Source organism: Streptomyces sp. NPDC085932 (assembly GCF_044540525.1).
Lineage (GTDB): Bacteria > Actinomycetota > Actinomycetes > Streptomycetales > Streptomycetaceae > Streptomyces > Streptomyces levis.
The window spans coordinates 101,509-123,121 of the sequence record NZ_JBITSJ010000007.1 but is presented as its reverse complement, the minus strand read 5'-3'; the positions used below and the strand labels follow the sequence as shown (position 1 = coordinate 123,121).

The 21,613-nt window shown below is 72.4% G+C and carries 15 protein-coding genes and 1 tRNA gene; 8 read left to right on the top strand and 8 right to left on the bottom strand.

Annotated elements, in window-relative coordinates:
• Positions 1-60 precede the first annotated feature (60 nt).
• A tRNA-Gln gene (locus tag ACIGAQ_RS30650) sits at positions 61-132 on the bottom strand.
• 12 nt (positions 133-144) lie between these two features.
• Positions 145-1,017, bottom strand: coding sequence for a hypothetical protein (locus ACIGAQ_RS30645; protein ID WP_399788671.1), 873 nt, complete (start codon positions 1,015-1,017; stop codon positions 145-147).
• 167 nt (positions 1,018-1,184) lie between these two features.
• Between ACIGAQ_RS30645 and ACIGAQ_RS30640 the strand changes: the two genes are divergently transcribed.
• Positions 1,185-2,486, top strand: coding sequence for a sensor histidine kinase (locus tag ACIGAQ_RS30640; protein WP_399788668.1), 1,302 nt, complete (start codon positions 1,185-1,187; stop codon positions 2,484-2,486).
• A 24-nt stretch (positions 2,487-2,510) separates the two neighbouring features.
• Here ACIGAQ_RS30640 and ACIGAQ_RS30635 read toward each other — a convergent pair whose 3' ends face one another.
• Positions 2,511-3,005 (bottom strand): SUKH-3 domain-containing protein, encoded by a 495-nt coding sequence (locus tag ACIGAQ_RS30635; protein WP_362279692.1) that lies wholly within the window; start codon positions 3,003-3,005, stop codon positions 2,511-2,513.
• An 86-nt stretch (positions 3,006-3,091) separates the two neighbouring features.
• Complete coding sequence (locus ACIGAQ_RS30630; RefSeq protein WP_399788664.1) at positions 3,092-3,667, bottom strand: YwqJ-related putative deaminase; 576 nt, start codon at positions 3,665-3,667, stop codon at positions 3,092-3,094.
• A gap of 388 nt (positions 3,668-4,055) precedes the next feature.
• Between ACIGAQ_RS30630 and ACIGAQ_RS30625 the strand changes: the two genes are divergently transcribed.
• The 4 genes from ACIGAQ_RS30625 to ACIGAQ_RS30610 all read left to right on the top strand — a co-directional run bounded on the left by ACIGAQ_RS30625 (position 4,056) and on the right by ACIGAQ_RS30610 (position 9,608).
• Positions 4,056-5,060 carry an SMI1/KNR4 family protein gene (locus ACIGAQ_RS30625; RefSeq protein ID WP_311681686.1) on the top strand — a complete coding sequence of 335 codons (1,005 nt, stop codon included), beginning with the start codon at positions 4,056-4,058 and terminating at the stop codon, positions 5,058-5,060.
• Between the two features lie 7 nt (positions 5,061-5,067).
• Positions 5,068-7,947, top strand: coding sequence for an SUKH-4 family immunity protein (locus tag ACIGAQ_RS30620; protein WP_399788661.1), 2,880 nt, complete (start codon positions 5,068-5,070; stop codon positions 7,945-7,947).
• A 176-nt stretch (positions 7,948-8,123) separates the two neighbouring features.
• A complete protein-coding gene (locus tag ACIGAQ_RS30615) occupies positions 8,124-8,585 on the top strand; it encodes a carboxymuconolactone decarboxylase family protein (RefSeq protein WP_311681689.1) in 462 nt (153 codons plus the stop codon).
• Positions 8,586-8,723: 138 nt separating this feature from the next.
• A complete protein-coding gene (locus tag ACIGAQ_RS30610; RefSeq protein WP_399788657.1) occupies positions 8,724-9,608 on the top strand; it encodes a cellulose-binding protein in 885 nt (294 codons plus the stop codon).
• A 52-nt stretch (positions 9,609-9,660) separates the two neighbouring features.
• Here the strand turns inward: ACIGAQ_RS30610 and ACIGAQ_RS30605 are convergent, their stop codons facing one another.
• The 4 genes from ACIGAQ_RS30605 to ACIGAQ_RS30590 all read right to left on the bottom strand — a co-directional run bounded on the left by ACIGAQ_RS30605 (position 9,661) and on the right by ACIGAQ_RS30590 (position 13,903).
• Entirely contained in the window at positions 9,661-11,274 is a 1,614-nt protein-coding gene (locus tag ACIGAQ_RS30605) for a cation acetate symporter (protein WP_362279700.1), read from the bottom strand.
• Entirely contained in the window at positions 11,271-11,705 is a 435-nt protein-coding gene (locus tag ACIGAQ_RS30600) for a DUF485 domain-containing protein (RefSeq protein ID WP_399788653.1), read from the bottom strand. Before ACIGAQ_RS30600 ends, ACIGAQ_RS30605 begins: the two co-directional genes overlap by 4 nt.
• Positions 11,706-11,867: 162 nt before the next feature.
• Positions 11,868-12,389, bottom strand: coding sequence for a GNAT family N-acetyltransferase (locus tag ACIGAQ_RS30595; protein WP_399788650.1), 522 nt, complete (start codon positions 12,387-12,389; stop codon positions 11,868-11,870).
• Between the two features lie 20 nt (positions 12,390-12,409).
• Entirely contained in the window at positions 12,410-13,903 is a 1,494-nt protein-coding gene (locus ACIGAQ_RS30590) for an MFS transporter (protein WP_399788647.1), read from the bottom strand.
• Positions 13,904-14,346: 443 nt separating this feature from the next.
• Between ACIGAQ_RS30590 and ACIGAQ_RS30585 the strand changes: the two genes are divergently transcribed.
• The 3 genes from ACIGAQ_RS30585 to mfd all read left to right on the top strand — a co-directional run bounded on the left by ACIGAQ_RS30585 (position 14,347) and on the right by mfd (position 21,574).
• Positions 14,347-15,135: an ABC transporter ATP-binding protein gene (locus ACIGAQ_RS30585; RefSeq protein ID WP_362279706.1), complete on the top strand. Its 789-nt coding sequence runs from the start codon at positions 14,347-14,349 to the stop codon at positions 15,133-15,135.
• Complete coding sequence (locus ACIGAQ_RS30580; protein ID WP_311681699.1) at positions 15,132-17,711, top strand: FtsX-like permease family protein; 2,580 nt, start codon at positions 15,132-15,134, stop codon at positions 17,709-17,711. The genes ACIGAQ_RS30585 and ACIGAQ_RS30580 overlap by 4 nt, the downstream gene beginning before the upstream one ends.
• A 329-nt stretch (positions 17,712-18,040) precedes the next feature.
• A complete protein-coding gene (gene mfd / locus ACIGAQ_RS30575) occupies positions 18,041-21,574 on the top strand; it encodes a transcription-repair coupling factor (RefSeq protein ID WP_311681701.1) in 3,534 nt (1,177 codons plus the stop codon).
• The last annotated feature ends 39 nt before the right edge of the window (positions 21,575-21,613 follow it).

Below are 21,613 nucleotides of genomic sequence, written 5' to 3'. Positions count from 1 at the left end.
GGTGACATGAGTGCGGGTCCTGACTGGGGCTTGCCAGTCAGGACCCGAACCGAGCGTGTGCTCCCCTGCCAGGACTCGAACCTGGAACAAATCATCCAAAGTGACCCGTGTTGCCAATTACACCACAGGGGATCATGAGCCCGGCTAATCGGACATTTTGCCAATCGGCTGGGTGGCTCCCAACACTATGCCGTACCAAGAGCCTTCGATGCGACGGTACAGGTCGGCGCTCTTCCTCACCTTGATCACGAGGCAACCCCGGTACGCGTTGCCGGTGTTCTTGCGGACCGTCTTGGGGTTGTGCCTCTTCAATGTCGTCTTGTTGAAAGCGGAGCGGTCCGCTTCGACGAGGTCCGCCCAGTACTGCTCTGCGCTCGGGACGTCAGCGCTCTCGTGGATCATCACCGCGAACCTGACGCGCTCCCGTTCCACCCCGAGGAGGTCGAGCCAGGCGAGGAAGACCCGGATCATCCCGGGGTCGCTGTTGACGAAGCAGACGTTCTCCCGGCGGTCGTACGGCTTGTCCTTGCCGCCCTCTGCCCAGTAGAGGCCGACGCCCAGGAGAAACAGCTCGCGCGGTGACAGCGCGCCGACCGCCTGCCTCGCCGTCTCCTTGGTGCGCTGCCGTTCCTCGTCGCGCAGGCGCAGCGTGGCCTCCCAGCCGCGTCTTGCGATCGCCGACGCCTCCTCGGGGGTCCGCTTGCGCTCGGGCTTCGGGAGGTCCCGGACCCACAGCGAGATCGAGCTCTTCGAGCAGCCGAGTTCGACCTGGATCCGGTCGTACGTCCAGCCCTGGAGCCGTAGCTCCCTCGCCCTCTCGCGCAGGTCGTCCTTGGCGTTCGGGCGTTTCGTCCAAGCCGGCGGGGGCTCGCCCTCCAGGAGGCGGTTGAGGATGTCGTTGTTGTCGACGTGCAGCCGGTCGCGGATCTGGCGTCGGCTCAGGCCTGCGCGGCGCAGCGCCACCGCCCGTTCGCGTAGGTCCTCGAAGTCGGTGGATGTGCCGGTGGCATGTGTCATACGCATACCGTCCGGGCGGAATGGTTGGCTCCGGGGTCGAACGGTGTGTGGTTCAGCAGTTCGAGGGATATCGGGTGGATTCGCAGCCGAACGGTCACGCTGTGTGGTGTGGGCCAGTACGGGAAACTCGCCGGAAAACCGGCCGGGGGCGCCCGTAGGCTGGAGGCATGACCGCGACGGGGGAAGACCATGTGACGGCCCGGGGAGGGCCGTGGTGGTGGGCCAGGCGGCGCAGTGCCGTGTTCGATGTGAGCTTGGGTGTGGTGTCCGCGCTGGAGTGCGGGCTGGAAGGGATTCCGTTCGCGAGGGACGCGGGGGTCCCGGTCGCGGCGGGGGTGGTGTTCGGTGTGCTCGCCGGCGCCGTGCTGGTGGTGCGGCGCCGTTGGCCGATCGCCGTCGTGCTGGTCTCGATCGCCATCACGCCGGCCCAGATGGGTTTCCTGCTGGGCATCGTCGGCCTGTACACGCTCGCCGCGGCCGAGCTGCCGCGGCGGATCATCGCCTCGCTGGCGGGGATGTCGCTGGTGGGGACGCTCATCGTGACGTTCGTGAAGACGCGCCAGGACATGGTCCGGGGGGACCTGGACCTGGGCGACTGGTTCGTGCCGTTCGCGGCGATCACGATGTCGCTGGGCTTCACGGCGCCTCCGGTGCTGCTGGGGCTGTACGTGGGGGCACGGCGGCGGCTGATGGAGAGTCTGCGGGAGCGGGCGGACAGTCTGGAGCGGGAGCTTCAGCTGCTGGCCGAGCGGGCGGAGGAGCGGGCCGAGTGGGCCCGGAACGAGGAGCGGACGCGGATCGCCCGGGAGATGCACGACGTGGTGGCGCACCGGGTGAGTCTGATGGTGGTGCACGCGGCGGCGTTGCAGGCGGTCGCGCGGAAGGATCCCGAGAAGGCGGTGAGGAACGCCGCGCTGGTGGGGGACATGGGGCGGCAGGCGCTGACCGAGTTGCGGGAGATGCTCGGGGTGCTGCGCAGCGGTGCGAACGAGCGGCGTGTGCCGGTCGCGTCGATGCCGCTGGCGGCGGTGGGGGCGGCGGCCGCCGCTGCGGCTTCGCGGGTGGCCGACGACGAGGGGCCGAGTCTGGCGGAGATCGAGGAGCTGGTGGGGCAGTCGGCCGCCGCGGGGATGGTGGTGGATCTGTCGGTGGAGGGGGATGTCCGGTCGTATGCGCCGGAGGTGGAGCAGACGGCGTACCGGGTGGTGCAGGAGGCGTTGACGAACGTCCACAAGCACGCGGCGGGGGCGAAGACGTACGTGCGGCTGGCGCATCGGGTGTCGGAGATCGCGATGCAGGTGGAGAACGAGCCGCCGGGGGAGGAGGCGGCGTCGTCGGCGCGGTTGCCGTCCGGGGGGAACGGTCTGGTGGGGATGAAGGAGCGGGTGTCGGCGCTGGGCGGGGTGTTCGTGTCGGGGCCGACGGACGCGGGGGGTTTCCGGGTGTCGGCGGTGATTCCGGCGTCGTAGCCCGTCGCTGGGGCGCGGCCCGGGTCAGCCGGTGGTGAGGCGGGCGGGGGCGGTGCCGGCGATGAGGGTGGTCAGGGCCTGGTCGATGTCGGCGCCGAGGTACCAGTCGCCGGTGTGGTCGAGGGTGTAGACGCGGCCGTCGGTGTCGATGGCGAGGAGGCCCTGGGTGTCGGTTTCGGTGCCGAGGGGGCAGACCTCGGTGCCGAGGGCGCGGCCGAGGTCGCCGAGGGTGCGGGCCATGTGGAGGCCGTGCAGCGGGTCGAGGTGGAGGGCGGCGGGGGCGACCTGGCGGCCGGGGCCGGTGGGGGCGATGTGGAGTCCGCCGAATTCGGCCCAGGCCTCGACGGCGGCGGGGAAGACGGTGTGGCGGTGGCCGGCGGGGGAGACGTGGTCGCGCAGGGCGTCGGCCCAGATCTCGGCTTGCTTGATGTCCCAGCGTCCGGGTTGCCAGCCGGCGGCGCGCAGGGCGGCGTCGACGGGTACGGCGAAGCGGGTGGTGGAGGTGCGGTCGGTGTGCATCTGCCCTTCGTCTCGTCGAGGTCATGGGTGGCGTGCGGGGGTGGGCGCGCCGGAGTGCCGGTCGTGCGGGTGTGGGGGTGGTGGCGTCAGTTCCGGGTGGCCGGGTCGACTATGCGGACGCCGAAGTGGGCGCTGAGCGCGGTGCAGGCGCGGCAGGGGGTGGCGAAGCTGCCGTGGAGGGGGTCGCCGTCCTCGCGGATCCGCCGGGCGGTGAGTTTGGCCTGCTTGAGGGCTTTGCGTGCCTCGCCGTTGGTCATGGGTTTGCGTGCGGCGCGTTTGCTGCGTGCGGCGTCGGCGGCGGCGATGTGGCGGGAGATGAGGATGGTCTCGGCGCAGCGGCCGGTGAAGCGGTCGCGCTGGGCGCTGGTGAGGGTGTCGAGGAAGTCCTGGACGAGGGGGTGCAGGGCGGGGGGTGTGTCGCCGCGGGCGGCGGTGCCGGTGAGGGTGGCGCCGCGGACGGAGAGGGCGGCGGCGACGGTGGGGAGGATGCCGTCGCGGCGGTGGAGGAGGACGGGGGCGTGGGCGGCTTCGGTGGCGCTCCAGCCGATGCGGGGGTCGCCGCCGTTGCGGGGGTCGCCGGTGCGCAGGTCGGCGTCGCGGGGGACGCCGTTTCGTGGGTCGGCGGACCGGCCGGTGTGTGGTCCCGTCTGTGTCGCGTTCATGATCGTCTTCCCCTCCGTGCATCCCCCGGGAGGTCACAGACTGCCAAATGCCGTGGCTCGTGCGGAAGCTGGGGCGGGGCGACACGCCCGTACCGGGGCGTGCCGTCACGGTGGGGTGACGCCTGGTCACGGAAGCGGAGGGGGTGCGGACCGGTGCCGGTGACCGGTGCCGTCGTACCGCATAGGCTGTCGGCACCGCGGGCGATGCGGTGATCCGTTCGGAGATCGATGCAGTGAACCGGAGGGTGATCCGTGAGGTGGGCGCGCGCGGTGATGGTGTGCCGAGGCGCACCGTGGTCGAGACAGAAGACGTGACAGTCGATACGGGCCGTAGTGCGCCAAAGGTGGTCAATACGGGTCGTACAGAGTGCCGCAGGGGGCAACCGCCATGACGACAGGTCGGCTCGGGCAGCAAGCCGCGCCGCCGAACGCGGCCTACGCCGGGCAGGTCGTGCATTTCCCGGACCCGGTCCGGGCGGCCCGTCACCCGAGAGGGGTACGGGTGGACGAGCGCGGTTACCCCGACTTCTCGCCCTACGCGCGTGCGGCGGCGGAGATCGCGGAGCCGCCGGAGGGTTTCGGCGTCGACGAGTTGCGGCTGACGGACTACGTGTCGGCGAACACGGCGCTGGCGGCGTCCGGGCACGAGCTGTGGGACACGGTGCCGGCGGTGGCGACGCCGCACGGCTGGACGTGGCATCACGTGGTGGGCTCGCGGCGGCTCGAACTGGTCCCGGTGGAGGTGAAGGCGCTGCTGCGGCACCACGGCGGGGTGGCGACCTCGGGCGTCGACCACGCCAAGCGGGGGACGCGGCCGTTGCAGGAGACGCGTCCGGCGCACTTCGGGCTGCCGAAGTCGGGTGTGGCGGTGACGGAGTCGCAGGTGCAGGGCGTCGAGGAGGACCTCGGCTACCGGCTGCCGGGTGCGTACCGGTCGTTCCTGAAGGCGGCGGGCGGTTGCGCGCCGGTGGGTGCCGCGCTCGACGCGGAGCTGGGGCTGCTGATCGACCAGCCGTTCTTCACGGTGCGCGACGAGGCGGCGGTCAACGACCTGGTGTACGTCAACAAGTGTCTGCGTGACCATCTGACCAAGGACTACCTGGGGATCTCCTTCGTCCAGGGCGGGTTGCTGGCCGTGAAGGTGAAGGGCGAGCGGATCGGTTCGGTGTGGTTCTGCGCGTACGACGACGCGCGGGACGTGGACCCCTCGCTGCCGCCGGCGGAGCGGGTGGAGCGGCTGCTGCTGCCGTGCGGGGACGACTTCGACGTCTTCCTGTCGCGGCTGGCCGGCAATCCGCCGGAGTTGGAGACGGTGGCGAACCTGATGGTGGACGGTGGGTTCGCGCGTGTGGTGCCGGTGGACGCGGTGTCGTCGTCGGCCGTGGGGGAGTGAGTCGGCGATGGTGACCTTCGCACAGGCGCAGGAGCGCGCGGAAGAGTGGATCAACGGGGACCTGCCGTCGTACCAGCATCGTGAGGTGCGGGTGCGGGAGTTCGACCTCGGGTTCGTGGTGTGGGCCGAGGACCGGGCGGACGGGCCGCGTTCGGACGGCGGCGCGCAGCGGCTGGTGATCGCGCGGGACAGCGGCGAGGCCACGCTGTGGCCCGGGCTGCCGGTGGGTGAGGTGATCCGCCGGTACGAGGAGGAGTACGGCCGTCCGGACGCGGTGGACGAGCCGGCGCCGGCGGCGCCCGCGCGGGTGGATCTGAACCAGACGTCGTTCCTGCTGACTCCGCCGGAGTGGTTGCAGGACGCGGCGGACAAGCTGGGGATCCCGGACCGGCGGGAGCCGGCGTCCGGCGGGCCGGGTGGCTCTGCGAACGCTCCGGGTTCTCCGGCTTCTTCGGGTGCCTCGGCTTCTCCGGATGCTTCGGGTTCTCCGGGTTCTCCGGGTTCCGCGGCTTCCGTGGGTGGTGAGGGTGCGCCCGTGGCGCCGGGCAGTGGTGCGTCGTGGCCGGCCGCCAGGGGGAGCGACGCGGGCGCCGCGTCGGACGCTTCCGGGGTTCCCGAGGCGCCGGGTGCGCCGGGGGCGCCCGCCGGGGCGACGCCCTGGGCCGGGACGGACACCAACGGCGATGCCGGGGACGACCGTTCCGTGCCGCTGCCCGCGACGGTGTTCGCGCCGCCGCTGAGCGAGAGCGACGGGGACACCCCGCCGTCGACGACGCCCGACGCGAAGACCGCCCTGATGTCGGGCGGCAGCCAGCTTCCGCCGACGGCACTGTCGCCGGCGATCGACGACCCGAACGCGACGCCCCCCGGGCCGGGGTACGGCCATCCGCCGGGGGCTGCGACGCCCGGCGGGCCGGGTACGCCGCCGGCCGGTGTGCCGCAGGGCGGCACGCTCCCGCCCACGCAGGGCGGCCGGCCGTACGGGTACCCGCAGGGACCCGGCGCCTCCGCCGGTCCCGGTGTGCCGCAGCCGCCGGCCGGGCCGGGGAGCGCACAGAACGCCGGGGACATCGCCGACGCCGCGACCAGCAAGGCGACCCCGCCGCCGGGACGCAGCCGGAGCACGGGCCCGGCCACGCCGCCTCCGCCGGGTGCCCCCGGGACGCCGGGTGCGCGGCCGGGCGACACTCCTGCGCCGTCGGGGCCCGGGGCGCCGGGTACGCCGGCGGGCGGTTACGTGCCCACCCAGATGGTGTCGGCACTCGGACCCGAGGGCCCGGGAGGCCCTGGAACCCCTGCCGCCGGTGGCCCCGGCAGCCCCGGCAGCCATGGCGGCCAGGGCATCCCCGGAGCCCCGGGCGGCCCGGGTGCGCCGCAGCCTCCCGGTGCTCCCAATCCGCCCGGTGCCCCCGGTGCCCCCGGCGGTACGCCGCCCGGCGGGGTTCACCATGCCGCCACGATGCTCGCCGATCCCGGTCGGATGGGTCCGGGCGGTCCTCAGCCTCCGCAGCCGCCGGGGCCTCCCGGCGCGCCCGGCGTTCCGGGAGCCCCGGGCACGCCCGGTGTGCCGCAGGCGCCCGGTGCCTCGCAGGCGCCCGGTGCGCCCGCTCCGCCCGGGCCGCCCGGTGTGCCGCAGCCTCCGGGTGCCCCGGGTGTGCCCGGTGGGCCGGGGCCCGTGCATCACGCGGAGACCATGCTGGCCGCGCCCCCCGCGGGCGGCCCCGGCGTGCCCCCGCCGCCGCAGGCCCCCGGCGCACCTCCCGCCGCGCCAGGCGTCCCGGGCGCCCCTGGCGTGCCGCCGGTGCCGCACGGCGGCATGCCGGGTGCGATGCCGCCCGGCGCCGTGCCGCCGCCCGGTCAGCCGGTCCCCGGGCAGCCGCCGGCGTACGGCTATCCGCAGCAGCCCACCGGGCAGCCCACGGTCGGTCCCGGCTACCAGGCCGTGCTGCGCTACCGCGCGCAGGACGGTTCCGAGCAGCAGCTGATCCGGCGTTCGGCGCCGGGCACGCCGCACCCGGAGTGGCAGATCTTCCACGAGCTGCGCGCCATGAACGTGCCGCCGGACCAGGTGCTGGAGCTGCACACCGAGCTGGAGTCGTGCGAGCTGCCGGGTGCGTACTGCGCGCGGATGATCCGGGAGCAGTGGCCGCAGGCGCGGATCACGTCCATCGCGCCGTACGGCACGGATCACGCCAGCCGGCAGCAGGGCATGCAGCAACTGCTGGCCCATCAGGGCGAGTTGCACCAGGTGGCGGACGGCCCGGCGCGTCCGGCCCCGGTGCGCGCCCCGCTGCCGCCGGTGCAGGCGGTGCCGCCGATCCCGCCGGAGGGCATCGCACAGGAACTGGCGGCGGCGTTCGGGCCGGGGGTGTTCCGGTTCGAGCAGGCGGCCGTGTCCCGGCAGGGCGTGCCGCCGGTGGTGGCGCACACGCTGGTCGCGGCCGGGCTGCCGTTGGACATGGGCCCGTTCTTCTGGGCGCAGGCGCAGCCGGGCCGGCCCGTTCCGACGCTGGCGGAGCTGGCGGCCGAGCGCGGCGTGCAGCCGGCCTCGGACGCGGGTTCGTACCTGGTGATGGGCAGCGACTTCGGCAAGGCGATCTGCGTCCAGTACGGCACGGCGAACATCGTCGCCGTGCCGGTGGAGGCGGGGCCGGGCGGGGCGCCCGTACCGCCGCAGTTCGTGAACACCGGGCTGCCGGAGTTCGCGCGCTGCCTGGCGCTGCTCGGCCGGATGTGGCGGCTCAGGTTCGGGCTGAACCAGGAGCAGGCGGGCCGCTGGACCGTCGACTTCCAGGCGCAGCTGGCCGCGCTGGACCCGGCGGCGCTGGGTTCGCCGGAGAGCTGGTGGTCGGTACTGCTGGAGCAGATGTGGGACGGGCTGCTGTGACGCCGTGACGTGTCGCGGCCGACGTGCCGTGCGGAGCCGGGCCCGGTCGTTCACGCGACCGGGCCCGGCTCTTTTCGTGCCGGTACGAAGATTTTCTCCGCCGGGCGGTCACACCTTCCTCCTCCGCTCCGTCAGTGCAGTGACAGCGACGCACCGCCGACACAGGAGGCAGAGACATGCAGGCACGGATGAAGAACCCGGCGTTCGTCCTTCCCGGCGCGATGAAGGGCATCGGCACCCTTTTCCAGGCGATCGGGGAGGGTGGTCTGCCGCAGGACCTGGCGGAGTTCGTCGGGCTGCGCGCCAGCCAGATCAACGGCTGCGGTGCCTGCGTGCACGGGCACACCGAGAACCTGCGCAAGGCCGGCGTGAGCGAGGAGCGCATCGCGGCCGTCGCCGCCTGGCGGCACGCGCCGTTCTTCTCGGACGCCGAACGCGCCGCGCTGCGGCTGGCGGAGGCGATGACACGGCTGGCGGACCTCTCGGGGGAGTCCGTGCCGGACGCCCTGTGGGACGAGGTGGCGGACCACTTCGACGAGAAGGAGCTCTCCGGGCTCATCCTCACGATCGCGGTGACGAACCTGTTCAACCGCATCAACACGACCATCCAGGAGCCCGCCGGCACCACGTGGGCCTGACGGACCGTACGGCCCGGCGGGGAGCGGTGACCCCGGTGCGGAGTGTCGCGTTATGAACACTTCCGTCTGATCCACCAAGATGTGCGCGACATCATCCCATTTCTCACGTCGCGTCGGTGTGGTGGAGAGGGGCCCAGGGTGAGCAGCGCATCGGTGTCCTCGCACGGCTTTCCGGTCGTGCGGGGGCGCGGTTACCGTCCCGAGCAGGTCGACGCGTGCGTCGCGGATCTCTTTGCGGACCGCGACGCGGCCTGGGAGCGGGCCGCCCGGCTGACCGTGCTCGCCCGGCAGGTGGACGAGGAACTGGGGCGGCTGCGGGAGACCGTGGCGCGGCGGGGCCCGCAGACCTACGAGGCGCTGGGGGAGCGGGCCCGGCGGCTGTACGAGCTCGGTGAGCAGGAGGCCGCGGCCGTCCGGGAGGGGGCGGTCCGGGAGGCGCGTCAACAGGCGGAAGAGGCGCGGGCGTCGGCGGCCGGTGTGCGCGAGTCGGCGCGGGCGCACGCCGATGCCGTACGCGCCGACGCCGACGAACGCGCCCGCCGGCGGCTGCTCGCGGCGCGTGCCGAGGCCGGCGAGATCCTGGGCGAGGCCGGGCGCGAGGCGGGGGAGCAGCGGGGTGAGGCGCTGGCCGCGCTGCGGGAGATGCGCCAGCGCACTTCCGGGATGCCGGCCGAGCAGGAGAAGGAACGCGCCGAGCGGTGGGAGGCGGCCGAGCGGGAGGACAGTGGTCGGGCCGCCGCCCTGGAGGCCCGGCTCGCGGCGGAGCTGGCCCGGGCCGAGGAAGCGCTGTCCGAGGCGGAGCGGGCCTTCGCCGACGCGGAGCGCGAGGCCCTCGGTCTGGCGGACGAGGCGCACGCGCGGGCCGCGGAACTGCTGGACGGGGCCCGGGCCCGGGCGGAAGCGGTCGAGCGCGAGACGGCACGGCTGCTGCGCGAGCACGCCGACCGGCAGGAGGGCGTACGGGCCCATATCGACCACGTCCACAGCAGCCTGGCGGCGTGGGCGGGGCAGACGGCGGAGTGAACTCCGGCAGGGGGTCCACCGGAACTCCCCCCGCCGTCCGGCCCCTTCCTCCTCAGTCGTTCCTGCGCACCGCGCCCGCCAGGATCCAGCCCTCCACCGCCTCGTACTGGTGGCGCTGCTCCTCCGACTTGCGGCGGCCGGAGGCCAGCGTGCCCAGCCAGCCGCAGGCGAAGCCGAGGGGGATGGAGAGCAGGCCGGTGGTGGTGAACGGGAACCAGTTGAAGTCGGCCTCGGGGAAGGCGGAGACGGGTGAGCCGGAGACCAGGTTGGTGCCCGGCATCAGCAGCAGCACGGCCAGGGAGCCGCCGATGAGCGTGCTGAGCAGGCCGGCGCGGGTGTAGCGGCGCCAGAAGAGGCTGTAGACCAGCGCGGGGGCGATGGCCGAGGCGCCCAGGCAGAACGACAGCGTCACCAGGGGCTGCAGGCTGCGGTGCTGGACGAGGGTGGCCAGCAGGATCGCGACGACGCCCACCGCCAGTGCCGAGACACGGGCCAGGGCCATCTCGCGGCGCGGGGACATCTCCTGCACGCGGGCGGCGAACACGTCGTGCGCGAGGGAGTTGGCGCAGGCCAGGATCATCCCGGCGACGGAGGCGAGCAGCGTGAGGAAGACGGCCGTGGTGACGGTGGTGAACAGGAACGTCTCGGCCGCCGACACGTCCGCGCCGAACGCCGCCTGGGAGCCGAGCAGATAGGCCGTGTTGCCCTGCGGGTCGACCTTCGCGATCACGGCCCGCCCGATCAGCGCGGTCGCGCCGAAGCCGATGACCGTGATGACGAGCACGAACAGCGCCACGCTGGACACCGCCCAGGACATCGACCGCCGTACCTGCCGGGCGCTGGAGGCGGTGTACATGCGCATCGTGACGTGGGGCAGGCAGGCGCCGCCGAGGACGATCGTCAGATGCGAGGTGATCATGTCCAGGTCGGGGCTGGCGCCGCCCGAGAACTGCAGGCCGGAGGAGAGGAACGCCGGGCCCACGCCGCTGTTCTCGGCCGCCGCGCCGAACAGCGCCCCCGGGTCCCAGTCGAAGCGGTGGAGGATCAGCACGGCGACCACCAGGCCGGAGCCGAGCAGCATCACGATCTTGAGGATCTGGATGAGGGCGGTGCCCTTCATGCCGCCGATCGCCGCGTAGCTGATCATCAGCGCGCCGACGCCGATGATGCAGCCGGTCTGCAGCGACTCTCCGGAGAAGCCGAGGATGAACGCCATCAGCTGCCCGGTCCCGGCCAGTTGCACCAGCATCAGCGGCAGCAGGGCCGCCAGGGTCACCGCGCTGGCCGCGATCCGCACGGCGCGTCCGGGCATCCGGCGGGTCAGCGCGTCGCCCATGGTGAACCGGCCCGCGTTGCGCAGCGGTTCGGCCAGCAGGAACATCAGCAGCATCAGCGACAGGGCCGTGCTCAGGGCCAGGACGGTCCCGTCGTAGCCGAACAGGGCGATCACGCCGCCGGTGCCGAGGACGGTCGCGGCGGAGATGTAGTCGCCGGCGATGGCGAGGCCGTTGCGCATGGGCGACAGGGAGCCGTAGCCGGTGTAGAACTCGTCGAGGTCGTCCCGGTCGGGGCCGGTCATCACGCACAGCAGCAGCGTGATGGTGGCGACGGTGGAGAAGCCGACCAGGGACATCGCCTGGGCGTTTCCGCTGAACTCGGTGGTCACCGGGTCCCCTCCCGCTTGGCGTCCAGCGCGGCCTGCTTGCGGATCCGGTCCGCGATCGGGTCGACGCGGCGGCGGGCCGTCTGCTCGTACAGGGCGATCGCCGCCCAGGTCACCGGCACCTGGATGAGCGCGAGCAGCAGTCCGGTGGGCAGGCCGTCGGTGACGGTGCTCGTCATCAGCGACGGGGCGAAGGCCGACAGGAGCAGGAACGGGACGAAGTAGCCGAGCGCCGTGAGCGTGGCCACCCGCCGCTGCCAGCGGTAGGCGCTGCGCAGCACCCGCAGGTCGCTGTGGTGCCCGAGGGCGGCGTGACGCTGGGGACGCCTGCCGGCCGGCTCGGGCTCCTGCCGCGGCACCCAGGGGTAGGTGTCGTACGAGGGGGACGAGTCCGGCGGTGGGTACGGGGAGGACGGCGGCGGGTCGTAGGACATCCCGGTGCTCCTTGCGCGGGTCGGATCCGGTGCGGCGGACCGCAGGGAGGTGGGGGGCGGGCGGCCACGCACGTTACTGCGGAGTACCGGGCCTGCGCGAGGGTTTGGCCAAACTGATTGGTCGGTATGCGCTTACCTTCGTGACCTCGGGTGTTACCCGCGTTAACCCTCGATTTCGGGTGCCGGAGCCGGGACGAGGGCCAACTCCCGGCGTACATAGAGGAGTCCGGGCCGTCCGTCCACGGTCGTGTCCCCGGCGGGCGTGAAGCCGTTGCGGGTGAGCACCTTCATGGAGGCGGGATTGTCCAGGGTCGTCCGCGCGGTGAGGGACGTCAGCCCGTACGCGGTGGCGGCCAGCCGGCACACCTGCGCGACGGCGGCCGTCGCCACGCCCCGGCCCGCGGCGCGCTCGCCGACGCGATAGCCGAGTTCGGCGCTGCCGTCCGCCGCGTCCATCAGGTTCACCCGGCCGATCAGCAGCTCGTCCTCCAGCAGGACGTGGAAGTGGCACACGCGTGCGTGCTGCTCCTCCAGCAGCGCCCGGTGGCGTGCGGCGAACCCGTCCGGTGTGAAGTAGGCGTCCCCGCGGTCGGGGACCGTGCGCGCGAAGTAGGCCCGGTTCTCGCGCTCGAAGGCCAGCAGGGCGTCCGCGTGGTCGGCGCGCAGCCGTTCCAGGGTCAGCATGGGCCGCAGGGTACGGAGGGTCAGTCCCCCAGCACAGGGAATTTCCGCGGCGCGAGGAACAGCAGCACCGCGAACGCCAGCGCCGCCGCGCAGGAGGCGCCCAGGTAGACGGCGTGCACCGCCTCGGCGATCGCCCGCCTGGTCGCCTCCGGTGCCGTGCCCGAGTCGAGCGCCCGGGTCACCGAGTCGAGGTCGCCGGCGCCGCCGAGCCGGGCGGCCAGCACCCCGTTGGCGACCGCGCCGAAGACGGCCGCGCCGATCGTCTGGCCGGTCTGGCGGCAGAACAGCACCGACGCGGTCGTCGTCCCGCGCTCCGCCCAGCCCACCGTCGACTGAACCCCGACGATCAGCGGCAGCTGGAACAGGCCCAGCGCGGCGCCCAGCAGCAGCATCAGCAGCGCCGGCTGCCAGGCTCGCCCGGGATAGGGCAGGAACGGGAACGCCAGCAGGATCAGCGCGGCCGTCCCGATGCCCAGCATCGCGGTGTTGCGGAAGCCGATCCTGCGGTAGACGTGCTGGCTCAGCGCCGCCGACACCGGCCAGCTCAACGTCCATACGGAGAGCACGAACCCGGCGGCCACGGGCGCCAGGCCCAGCACCGACTGGGCGTAGGTGGGCAGGAAGACCGTCGGGGCGACCATCAGCAACCCCAGCGCGCCCAGGGCCAGGTTGACCGCGGCGATCGTCCGGCGGCGCCACACCCAGCCCGGGATGATCGGCTCCGCCGCGCGGCGCTCCACCCACACCACCACCGCCACCAGGGCCAGACCCGTGCCGCACAGGGCCAGCGAGGGCGCCGACAGCCACGGCCACGCCACCCCGCCCTGCACCAGGGCCGTCAGCAGCACCCCGCCGCAGGCGAACACCGCGAGCGCGCCGGCCCAGTCCACGCGCGCGCGGGGAACGGTCTCCCGCTCCGGCTCGTGCAGGTGACGCACGATCAGCCACAGCGCCACCGCGCCGATCGGCAGGTTGACCAGGAAGATCCAGCGCCAGTCCGCGTACGCGGCGAGCACGCCGCCGAGCCCGGGACCGGCGACCGCGGACACCGCCCACACCGTGGACAGCTTCGCCTGGATCCGGGGGCGGTCCTTCAGCGGGTAGAGGTCGGCGGCCAGGGTCTGCACGGTGCCCTGCAGGGCACCGCCGCCCAGACCCTGCACGATCCGGAAGGCGATGAGCGCGCCCATGTTCCAGGCCAGCGCGCACAGCAAGGACCCGAGCAGGAAGAGCGCCGAACCCACAATCAGCACCGGCTTGCGGCCGAAGGTGTCGGAGAGCTTGCCGTACAGGGGCAGGGTCACGGTCACGGCCAGCAGATAGCCGGAGAACAGCCAGGAGAAGACCGAGAACCCGCCGAGGTCCCCGACGATCTGCGGGACGGCGGTCGAGACGATGGTGGAGTCCAGCGCCGCCAGCGCCATCGAGAGCATCAGCGCGGCGACGACGGCTCCACGCCGGCCGGTCGTGGCGGCGCGCAGGGACTCCTGCGCCGCGGAACTGGTGCTGCCCACCCCGGGTTCCTCCCCCTGATGTCTGCTTGCCCCTTGCACCTACCTGCCGGTGGACAGCTTCCCACTTGACCCTGACGCGGCGGGAGGGTGGAGCCTCGGTGGGCCGAGGGGAGGAGCCGACCCTGAGACGGACTCCACCCTTGGGCGGACTGCCCCTAGGGGTACCTCCGTACTACGACCTGGGGAGGGTTCGTACCGGCGGAGGACGAGAGGCCGAGGGGGCGTTCCTTAACCTGGCTTTACGCCGCCGGGGGGTGGTTGCACACACCGGCGGGGGTGGGGTTTTCCTCAGGAAAAGACTGCGCTGAACACCAGGGCGCGGGGCCCCTCCCCGCGGCGAGACTTGAGGCGCGCCGGGCGGATCCGTGGTCCGGCACCGCACACCGCGGCTGTCGACCGGACGACCGCCTTCACCATTTGCTGACCGATATAGGAGACATACCGTGACTTCGGCTGTAACCATTCCCAGGCACGGGGGTACTGGAGGGCGTACGGCCGTTGCCGCGCGGGCGCGGCAGGTCGTGAAGGCGTACGGGTCCGGAGAGACCCGGGTCGTCGCCCTCGATCACGTCGACGTGGACATCGCACGCGGCCAGTTCACCGCGATCATGGGCCCCTCCGGCTCCGGCAAGTCCACGCTGATGCACTGCCTCGCCGGGCTCGACACCGTCACCAGCGGGCAGATCTACCTCGACGAGACCGAGATCACCGGCCTGAAGGACAAGAAGCTCACCCAGCTGCGCCGGGACCGCATCGGGTTCATCTTCCAGGCGTTCAACCTGCTGCCGACGCTGAACGCCATCGAGAACATCACGCTGCCCATGGACATCGCGGGCCGCAAGCCGGACAAGCAGTGGCTCGCGCGGGTCGTGGAGACCGTCGGGCTCGCCGACCGGCTCAAGCACCGGCCCACCCAGCTCTCCGGCGGCCAGCAGCAGCGTGTCGCCGTGGCGCGGGCCCTCGCCGCCCGGCCCGAGATCATCTTCGGGGACGAGCCGACCGGAAACCTCGACTCGCGCGCCGGCGCCGAGGTCCTCGGCTTCCTGCGCCGCTCGGTGACCGAGCTGGGCCAGACCATCGTCATGGTCACCCACGACCCGGTCGCCGCGAGCTACGCGGACCGCGTGCTGTACCTCGCCGACGGCCGCATCGTCGACGAGATGTACAAGCCGACCGCCGAGGCCGTTCTGGACCGCATGAAGGACTTCGACGCCCGGGGGCGCACGTCATGACCGTCATGAAGACCTCGATGCGCAACTTCCTCGCGCACAAGGGACGCATGGCCCTCTCGGCGATCGCCGTCCTGCTGTCGGTGGCCTTCGTCTGCGGGACGCTCGTCTTCACCGACACCATGTCCACCACGTTCGACAAGCTCTTCGCGGCCACCTCCTCCGACGTGACGGTCAGCGCCAAGGGCGCCTCCGACAGCGGCGAGACCACCGCCGACAACGGCAAGCCGCCGGTCATGCCGGCCTCCGTGCTCGGCGAGGTGCGCAAGGCCGAGGGCGTGAAGTCGGCCGAAGGCACCGTGTTCTCCACCTCGGTGACCGTCGTCGACGCCGACAAGGACAGCCTGTCGCCCACCAACGGCGGCCCGACCATCGTCGGCAGCTGGAACGCCACCGACGCCCGCACCATGAAGATCACCTCCGGTGCGGCACCCGAGGGCGGCGACCAGATCATGGTCGACGCCGACACCGCCGACAAGCACGGCCTGAAGCTCGGCGACGAGATCGGCGTGCTCACCGCCGTCGGCAACCACAAGGCGAAGATCTCCGGCATCGCCGACTTCACCGTCACCAACCCCGGCGCCGCGATCTTCTACCTCGACACGAAGACCGCCCAGCAGACCCTGGTCGGCCGGACCGGCGTCTACACCAACGTCAACGTCACCGCGGCCACCGGCGTCAGCGACGCACAGCTGAAGAAGAACGTCACGGCCGAACTCGGCGGCGGCTTCCAGGTCAAGACCGCCAAGGAGACCGCCGACGCCAACCAGAAGGACGTCGAGGGCTTCATGAACGTCATGAAGTACGCGATGCTCGGCTTCGCCGGGATCGCCTTCCTCGTCGGCATCTTCCTGATCATCAACACCTTCTCCATGCTGGTCGCCCAGCGCACCCGCGAGATCGGCCTGATGCGGGCCATCGGCTCCTCCCGCAAGCAGGTCAACCGCTCGGTGCTGGCCGAGGCGCTGCTGCTCGGCCTCGTCGGTTCCGTGCTCGGCGTGGGCGCGGGCGTCGGCCTCGCCGTCGGCCTGATGCAGCTCATGGGCCAGATGGGCATGGAACTGTCCACCGACGACCTCACCGTGGCCTGGACGACCCCCGTGGTCGGCCTCGTCCTCGGCGTGATCGTCACCGTGCTCGCCGCCTACCTGCCCGCCCGGCGCGCCGGCAAGATCTCCCCGATGGCCGCCCTGCGCGACGCCGGCGCCCCGGCCGACGCCAAGGCCGGCTGGATCCGCGGCATCCTCGGCACCGTCCTCACCGCCGGCGGCGCCTTCGCCCTGTACCTGGCGGCCGCGGCCGACAAGGCCACCGAGGGCTCGCTGTGGCTCGGCATCGGCGTGGTGCTGTCGCTGATCGGCTTCGTCGTCATCGGCCCCCTGCTGGCCGGCGCGGTGGTCCGCGTCCTCGGCGCGGTCCTGCTGCGGATGTTCGGGCCGGTGGGCCGCATGGCCGAGCGCAACGCGCTGCGCAACCCGCGCCGCACCGGCGCGACCGGCGCCGCCCTGATGATCGGCCTCGCCCTGGTGGCGTGCCTGTCCGTGGTCGGCTCCTCCATGGTGGCCTCCGCCACCGACCAGCTCGACAAGACCGTCGGCACCGACTTCATCGTCCAGTCCGACAGCGGCCAGCTGATCACCCCCCAGGCGGTCAAGGCCATGAAGTCGACGCCGGAGCTGGAGCGGATCACCGAGTACAAGTGGACGAAGGCCGACTTCACCACCCCCGACGGAAAGACCCTCAAGGACACGGCGATCACGGCGGCCGACCCGTCGTACGCCACCGACCTGCGCACCGAGACCGTCGCCGGCAAGCTCCCCGACGCCTACAAGCCCGACTCGATGTCCGTGCACGAGAAGTTCGCCGAGGACCACGGCATCACGCTCGGCTCGAAGATCAAGGTGGCCTTCAAGGACGGCTCCGCGGCCGACCTCACGGTCCGGGCGATCACCAGCAGTGACGTGGTGATCGACGCGGGCGCGATGTACACGTCCATCTCGACGATGGCCAAGTACGTCCCGGCCGACAGGATGCCGCTGGACACGCTGGTCTTCGCCAGCGCCAAGGAGGGGCAGCAGGACGCCGCCTACAAGTCCCTGAAGTCGGCGCTGGACGACTACCCGCAGTACACCGTGCGCGACCAGACCGACTACAAGGACGCCCTGAAGGACCAGATCGGCCAGCTGCTCAACATGATCTACGGCCTGCTGGCCCTGGCGATCATCGTCGCCATCCTGGGCGTGGTGAACACCCTGGCCCTGTCGGTGGTGGAGCGCACCCGGGAGATCGGCCTGATGCGGGCGATCGGCCTCTCCCGCCGCCAGCTGCGCCGCATGATCCGCATGGAGTCGGTGGTCATCGCCCTCTTCGGTGCCCTGCTCGGCCTCGGCCTGGGCATGGGCTGGGGCGCCACGGCCCAGCAGCTGCTGGAGCTGGAGGGCCTGATGATCCTCGACATCCCCTGGCCGACCATCATCGGCGTCTTCATCGGCTCGGCGTTCGTGGGCCTGTTCGCGGCACTGGTCCCGGCGTTCCGGGCGGGCCGGATGAACGTGCTGAACGCGATCGCGACGGAGTAGCCACCCGGCACACCGTCCCGAGGAACCACCGCACACGGGGGTTGCGGGGAACCCGGCGCCGGGAAGTCCACACCAGGACTTCCCGGCGCCGGGCGCTGTGCGCGGCGAGGGCTCAGCCTCGGCCGACTGCTTCAGGCCCGCGGGGCACAGGTCCGGGGTCCCGGGGCGGAGACCCCGGGAGCCTCGTGACGGCGCCGGGCACCGCACACCGGGGCGTCGTCCACACGCCCCGACGCCGGGACGCGCAGCGACGTACGCTGGAGATCCCCGGCCCGCGGCGCGCGTCGGGCCAGTCGTGTTGCCCACCCCCTGGACGGAAAACACCCCCCATGAGCCTGCACGGTCTGCTCGACGCCGTCGTCAAGGACGCCGCCCTCGCCGAAGCGATCAGGGCGGCCGCAGACGGCAACCGCATGCACGTCGACCTGGTCGGCCCTCCTGCGGCCCGCCCCTTCGCCGTGGCCGCCCTGGCCCGGGACACGGGCCGCCCGGTGCTGGCGGTGACGGCGACGGGCCGCGAGGCGGAGGACCTGGCCGCCGCCCTGCGCTCCCTGCTCCCGCCCGAGGGCGTCGTGGAGTACCCCTCGTGGGAGACGCTCCCGCACGAACGGCTCAGCCCCCGCAGCGACACCGTCGGCCGCCGACTGGCCGTGCTGCGCCGCCTGGCCCACCCCCGCCCCGACGACCCCGAGACCGGCCCGGTCTCCGTCGTCGTCGCCCCTGTCCGATCCGTGCTCCAGCCGCAGGTCAAGGGCCTGGGCGACCTGGAGCCGGTCGCGCTGCGCACCGGTCAGAGCGCCGACCTGAACGAGGTCGTCGAAGCCCTCGCGGCCGCCGCCTACGCGCGCGTGGAGCTGGTGGAGAAGCGTGGCGAGTTCGCCGTCCGCGGCGGCATCCTCGATGTGTTCCCGCCCACCGAGGAACACCCCCTGCGCATCGAGTTCTGGGGCGACGACATCGAGGAGATCCGTTACTTCAAGGTCGCCGACCAGCGCTCCCTGGAGATCGCCGAGCACGGCCTGTGGGCGCCGCCCTGCCGCGAGCTGCTGCTCACCGAGGACGTCCGCGCCCGCGCGCGTGCCCTGGCCGAGGAACACCCCGAGCTCGGCGAACTCCTCGGCAAGATCGCCGAGGGCATCGCCGTCGAGGGCATGGAGTCCCTCGCCCCCGTCCTGGTCGACGACATGGAGCTGCTGCTCGACGTGCTGCCCAAGGGCGCCATGGCCGTCGTCTGCGACCCGGAGCGGGTGCGCACCCGCGCCTCGGACCTGGTCGCCACCTCGCAGGAGTTCCTCCAGGCCTCCTGGGCGGCCACCGCCGGCGGCGGGGAAGCGCCCATCGACGTCGGCGCGGCCTCCCTGTGGTCCATCGCGGACGTGCGGGACCGGGCCCGCGAGCTGGACATGATGTGGTGGTCGGTGTCGCCGTTCGCCGCCGACGAAGAGCTCGACGCGGACACGCTCAAGCTCGGCATGCACGCCCCGGAGACCTACCGCGGGGACACCGCCAAGGCCCTCGCCGACACCAAGGGCTGGCTCGCCGACGGCTGGCGCACGGTGTTCGTCACCGAGGGACACGGCCCCGCGGCCCGTACGGTCGAGGTGCTGGGCGGCGAGGGCATCGCCGCCCGCCTCGACGGGGACCTCGGCGAGATCTCCCCGTCGGTCGTGCACGTGGCGTGCGGCTCGATCGAGCACGGCTTCGTCGACCCGGCCCTCAGACTCGCGGTGCTGACCGAGACCGACCTGTCCGGCCAGAAGGCGTCCGGCCGCGAGGGCGCCCGCATGCCGGCCCGCCGCCGCAAGACCATCGACCCGCTCACCCTGGAGCCGGGCGACTACATCGTCCACGAGCAGCACGGCGTGGGCCGCTACATCGAGATGGTCCAGCGCACCGTGCAGGGCGCCACCCGCGAGTACCTGGTCGTCGAGTACGCGCCCGCCAAGCGCGGCCAGCCCGGCGACCGGCTCTACATCCCCACCGACCAGCTGGAGCAGATCACCAAGTACGTCGGCGGCGAGGCCCCCACGCTGCACCGGCTGGGCGGCGCCGACTGGACGAAGACGAAGGCCCGCGCGAAGAAGGCCGTCAAGGAGATCGCCGCCGACCTCATCAAGCTGTACAGCGCCCGCATGGCGGCCCCCGGGCACGCCTTCGGCGCGGACACGCCCTGGCAGCGCGAGCTGGAGGACGCCTTCCCCTACGCGGAGACGCCCGACCAGCTCACCACCATCGCCGAGGTCAAGGAGGACATGGAGAAGTCGATCCCCATGGACCGCCTGATCTGCGGCGACGTCGGCTACGGCAAGACCGAGATCGCCGTGCGGGCCGCGTTCAAGGCCGTCCAGGACGGCAAGCAGGTCGCCGTGCTGGTGCCGACGACCCTGCTGGTGCAGCAGCACTTCGGCACGTTCAGCGAGCGGTACGCCCAGTTCCCGGTGAACGTGAAGGCGCTCTCCCGCTTCCAGACCGACACCGAGGCCAAGGCGGTCCTGGAGGGCCTGCGCGAGGGCTCCGTCGACATCGTGATCGGCACGCACCGGCTGTTCTCGTCCGAGACGAAGTTCAAGGACCTGGGCCTGGTCATCGTCGACGAGGAGCAGCGCTTCGGCGTCGAGCACAAGGAGCAGCTGAAGAAGCTGCGCGCCAACGTCGACGTGCTGACCATGTCCGCGACCCCGATCCCGCGGACCCTGGAGATGGCGGTCACCGGCATCCGCGAGATGTCGACGATCACCACCCCGCCGGAGGAGCGCCACCCGGTGCTGACCTTCGTCGGCCCCTACGAGGAGAAGCAGATCGGCGCCGCCATCCGCCGTGAACTGCTGCGCGAGGGCCAGGTCTTCTACATCCACAACCGCGTCGAGTCCATCGACCGGGCCGCCGCCCGGCTGCGCGAGATCGTCCCCGAGGCGCGCATCGCCACCGCGCACGGTCAGATGTCCGAGTCGGCGCTGGAGCAGGTCGTCGTCGACTTCTGGGAGAAGAAGTTCGACGTGCTGGTCTCCACGACGATCGTGGAGTCGGGCATCGACATCTCCAACGCCAACACCCTCATCGTGGAGCGCGGCGACAACTTCGGCCTGTCCCAGCTGCACCAGCTGCGCGGCCGGGTCGGCCGGGGCCGCGAGCGCGGCTACGCCTACTTCCTCTACCCGCCGGAGAAGCCCCTGACCGAGACCGCCCACGAGCGGCTCGCGACGATCGCCCAGCACACGGAGATGGGCGCGGGCATGTACGTGGCGATGAAGGACCTGGAGATCCGCGGCGCGGGCAACCTCCTCGGCGGCGAGCAGTCCGGGCACATCGCGGGCGTCGGCTTCGACCTGTACGTGCGGATGGTCGGCGAGGCCGTCGCGGACTACCGGCGACAGCTGGAGACCGGCGAGATCGAGGAGGAGCAGCCGCTGGAGGTCAAGATCGAGCTGCCCGTCGACGCGCACGTCCCGCACGACTACGCGCCCGGCGAGCGCCTGCGCCTCCAGGCCTACCGCGCCATCGCCTCCGCCAACTCGGAGGAGGACATCAAGGCGGTGCGCGAGGAACTCGTCGACCGCTACGGCAAGCTGCCCGAGCCCGTGGAGAACCTGCTGCTCGTCGCCGGGCTGCGCATGTTCGCGCGGGCGTGCGGCGTCGGTGAGATCGTGCTCCAGGGCACCAACATCCGCTTCGCGCCGGTGGAGTTGCGCGAGTCGCAGGAGCTGCGGCTCAAGCGGCTGTACCCGGGGGCCGTCATCAAGCCGGCCGTGCACCAGGTGCTGGTGCCGCGCCCGAAGACGGCGAAGGTGGGCGGAAAGCCGCTGGTCGGCCGGGAACTGCTGGCGTGGGTCGGGGAGTTCCTGACGTCGGTGCTGGGGTCCTGAGGGCTGGGCCGGGGCCGGCCCGCTGCACTCGCGTCCGTA

Bases quoted from the DNA above. Each gene is read 5' to 3' on its own strand.
- ACIGAQ_RS30645 (WP_399788671.1), bottom strand. From the start codon at position 1,017: ATGACACATGCCACCGGCACATCCACCGACTTCGAGGACCTACGCGAA.
- ACIGAQ_RS30640 (WP_399788668.1), top strand. From the start codon at position 1,185: ATGACCGCGACGGGGGAAGACCATGTGACGGCCCGGGGAGGGCCGTGG.
- ACIGAQ_RS30635 (WP_362279692.1), bottom strand. From the start codon at position 3,005: ATGCACACCGACCGCACCTCCACCACCCGCTTCGCCGTACCCGTCGAC.
- ACIGAQ_RS30630 (WP_399788664.1), bottom strand. From the start codon at position 3,667: ATGAACGCGACACAGACGGGACCACACACCGGCCGGTCCGCCGACCCA.
- ACIGAQ_RS30625 (WP_311681686.1), top strand. From the start codon at position 4,056: ATGACGACAGGTCGGCTCGGGCAGCAAGCCGCGCCGCCGAACGCGGCC.
- ACIGAQ_RS30620 (WP_399788661.1), top strand. From the start codon at position 5,068: ATGGTGACCTTCGCACAGGCGCAGGAGCGCGCGGAAGAGTGGATCAAC.
- ACIGAQ_RS30615 (WP_311681689.1), top strand. From the start codon at position 8,124: ATGCAGGCACGGATGAAGAACCCGGCGTTCGTCCTTCCCGGCGCGATG.
- ACIGAQ_RS30600 (WP_399788653.1), bottom strand. From the start codon at position 11,705: ATGTCCTACGACCCGCCGCCGTCCTCCCCGTACCCACCGCCGGACTCG.
- ACIGAQ_RS30595 (WP_399788650.1), bottom strand. From the start codon at position 12,389: ATGCTGACCCTGGAACGGCTGCGCGCCGACCACGCGGACGCCCTGCTG.
- ACIGAQ_RS30580 (WP_311681699.1), top strand. From the start codon at position 15,132: ATGACCGTCATGAAGACCTCGATGCGCAACTTCCTCGCGCACAAGGGA.
- mfd (WP_311681701.1), top strand. From the start codon at position 18,041: ATGAGCCTGCACGGTCTGCTCGACGCCGTCGTCAAGGACGCCGCCCTC.